Annotated in this window: 2 protein-coding genes; both read right to left on the bottom strand. The window is 63.6% G+C overall.

What is annotated here, in order from left to right:
* A partial coding sequence (locus tag DK261_RS04220; RefSeq protein ID WP_146218512.1) for an amino acid adenylation domain-containing protein occupies positions 1-2,944 on the bottom strand: 2,944 nt, incomplete at its 3' end.
* A gap of 12 nt (positions 2,945-2,956) precedes the next feature.
* The coding region (locus DK261_RS04215; protein ID WP_110175480.1) for a phosphopantetheine-binding protein at positions 2,957-3,363 on the bottom strand (407 nt) is incomplete at its 5' end.

The raw sequence follows: 3,363 nt of genomic DNA, 5'->3' as shown, positions 1-3,363 counted from the left end.
CGAGGAACAGCAGGTAGGCCGGCACCATATAGTCCGGCAGATGTTCTTTCAGGGCCGTCTTGATGTTTTCGCGCAAGGCCACTTGCGCGTCACCGGCAACCGCCGCCTCGGCATCGCCCGGCACGATATAGGCCACCAGTTGCTGGCCATTGTCGCCGTCATGGGCCAGGACAAAGGCTTCGCGCACCGCGGCCTGCTGCACCAGCCGCGCTTCGATTTCACCCAGCTCGATACGGAAGCCGCGGACCTTCACCTGATGGTCGATACGGCCGATGTACTCGATCACCCCGTCGGCGCGGTAGCGGGTCAGGTCGCCAGTGCGGTACAGGCGGCCACCGTCGCTGGAAAACGGATTGGGCACGAACTTCTCGGCGGTCAGCCCTGGACGCGCCAGGTAACCGCGGGTGACCCCGGCGCCGGCCAGGTACAACTCGCCGGCGCTGCTCACCGGCACCGGCTGCAAATCCGGGCTCAAGATATAGCTCTGGGTATTGCTGATGGCGCGACCGATATTGGCCTGGCCACCGGCCTCACGACGGGTATAGGTCGAGTAGGTGGTGTCTTCCGAAGGACCGTAGAGGTCGTAGACGTGTTGCAGGCCCGGTTGCTGGTACAGGCTATCCACCAGCGCCTGCTTCAGTGGTTCCCCCGCCAGGTTGATGATCCGCACACCGGGCGGAATCTGCCCGCTGCGCTGCAAGGCGGCAATCGCCGACGGCACGGTGTTGATCAGCCGCACCCGGTCGCGGTCCGCCAGCTCCGGCAACTCCAGGGCATTGCGCGCCAGGACGATAAAACCGCCGCTGGACAGGGTGACGAACAGCTCCCACACCGACAGGTCGAAGCAGATCGAGGTCGAAGCCAGCACCCCTTGCAAGTCATCGGCGCTGTACACCCGGCTCGACCAGTCGATCAGCGCCAGCACGTTGCGATGGGCAATCGCCACGCCCTTGGGCAAGCCGGTGGAACCCGAGGTGTAGATCACATAGGCCAGGTTGTCCGCGGTCGCTCGTGGCGCCGGGTTCTCCGGCGAATAGCCGTCCAGCCAGCCCGGTTGCGCATCCAGTTGCAGGGTTTGCAGGGACTCCACCGCCGGCAGCAGCGACAACAGCGCGCTCTCGGTCAGCAGGATCTGCGCCTGGCTGTCGCGCAGCATATGGGCCAGACGATCCTGTGGATAATCCGGGTCCAGCGGCACATAGGCGCCACCGGCCTTGAGTACCGCCAGCAGGGCCACGACCATTTCCGGGGTGCGTTGCATGGCCACGCCGACCCGCACTTCCGGCCCGACACCGAGCTCGATCAGCTTGTGCGCCAGGCGGTTGGCCCGGGCATTGAGGTCCAGGTAATTCAGGCTTTGCCCGGCAAACAGCAGGGCCTTGGCTTCAGGGGTTTTCCGCGCCTGCACTTCCACCAGCTGATGCACACAATGCTCGCTCGGGAACTCGACCGACGCCGGGGCCCATTCGTGCAGCAGCTTGTTCTGCTCGGAGGCCGCCAGCAGCGGCAAGTCCCCCAGGCGCTGCCGGGGTTGCTGGACAATGCCCTGCAGCAACTGCACCCAGGACTGGGCCAGGCGCTCGATGGTCGAGGGCTCGAACAGGTCGGTGGCGTAGGTCAGCGATGCCCAGAGACCGTCTTCGGATTCGAAGGTGTCCAGGGTCAGGTCGAACTGCGCGGCGCGTCCCTGCCAGCTCAGGGTTTCGATACTGAGATCGTCCAGGCGCTGGCTGTGCGCGCCCTTCTTGACCGCGGTCTGATGGTTGAACATCACCTGGAACAGCGGACTGTGGCTCAGGCTGCGCTCGGGGCGCAGGGCCTCCACCAGTTGCTCGAAGGGCAGGTCCTGATGGGACTGCGCCATCAAGGCGGTCTGCTTGACCTGTTGCAGGAAATCAATGAAGCCCAGCTGACCATCGACCTCGGCCTTGAACACCTGGGTGTTGACGAAGAAGCCGATCAGGCGCTCGGTCTCGACCCGGTTGCGGTTGGCGGTGGGCACCCCGACGCGGATATCGGCCTGGCCGCTGTAGCGATGCAGCAGCACCTGGAACGAGGCCAGCAACAGCATGAACAGGGTCGCCCCTTCGCGCTGCGCCAGTTGCTTGAGACCGACCCGCAGTTCGTCCCCCAGCGGGATGTCGAACAGTGCGCCGCGATAGCTCTGGATCGCCGGGCGCGCATGGTCCAGGGGCAGCATCAGCAGCGGCTGCTCCCCGCCCAGTTGCTGCAACCAGTAGCCCAGCTGCCGTTCACGTTCGCCGGCGTCCATCCACTGCCGTTGCCAGTTGGCATAGTCGGCGTATTGGATCGGCAGGTCCGGCAGGCTGACCCTGCGTCCCTGGCGGTAGCCGGCGTAGAGCTGGATCAACTCGTCGACCATCACCCCCATCGACCAGCCATCGGAGACGATATGGTGCTGGGTCAGCACCAGCACATGTTCGTCCGCCGCCACTCGCAACAGGCTGGCCCGCAGCAGCGGACCGCTGCGCAGGTCGAAGGGAGGCTGGCGCTTGCTGTCGGTCAGGGCATTGAGCTGCTCCTCATAGGACAGGCCGCCGGCTTGCAGATCGATGACCTCGATGTGCAGCGGCGCCGGTGGATGAACCACCTGCACCGCGATGCCGTCTTCTTCGCAAAAGGTAGTACGCAGGGTTTCATGCCGGGCAATCAGGCTATCGAACCCATGGCGCAGCGCGTCGAGGTCCAGCTCTCCCGTCAGGCGCAACGCCGTGGTGATGTGGTAGGCGCTGCTGTCGGGCTCCAGTTGCCAGAGGAACCACTGGCTTTCCTGGGTATAGGAGAGAACCGGCGCCTCATCGGCGCCGCGGCTGCAGATAGGAGCGATACCAAAAAGGTTGATGCCCTTTTCTTTAAGCAAAATCGCCAGGGCTTTTCTTTCTTTGGCAGAAAGCGTGCCTACCGAGTCGATTAAAGCTTGCATGTACTACCTCTCCTAAGAAATTATTTTTTCAAGATCATCAGGAGATAAACGTTTGAGGGCCTCCAAAGATTTAGCCAATTCATCCTGCAGTGAAGAGGTCGTTTCCCGCAGGGCCTGAACCTTCTCGACAAAGGCCGACAGGCTCTCCGCGCCGAACAGCGACCTGATCGGAATATCCACGCCAAACTGCTGCTTGACCCGGGTCACGACCTGGGCCACCAGCAGGGAATGGCCGCCCAATTCGAAGAAGTTGTCGCTCAGGCCCACCCGGTCCAGTTTCAGCACATCGGCCCAGATCGCCGCGATCTGCTGCTCCAGTTCGCTTTGCGGCGCCACATAGACTTGCTGCATTTGCTGCGCGTCGACCTTGGGCAGGGCCTTGCGGTCGAGCTTGCCGTTCGGCGTCAGCGGCAGCGCCT

It is taken from the genome of Pseudomonas sp. RW409 (assembly GCF_003184125.1).
Classification (GTDB): Bacteria; Pseudomonadota; Gammaproteobacteria; order Pseudomonadales; family Pseudomonadaceae; genus Aquipseudomonas; species Aquipseudomonas chlororaphis_I.
The sequence above is the reverse complement of the archived record's forward strand: the minus strand, read 5'-3'. Positions and strand labels throughout refer to the sequence as shown.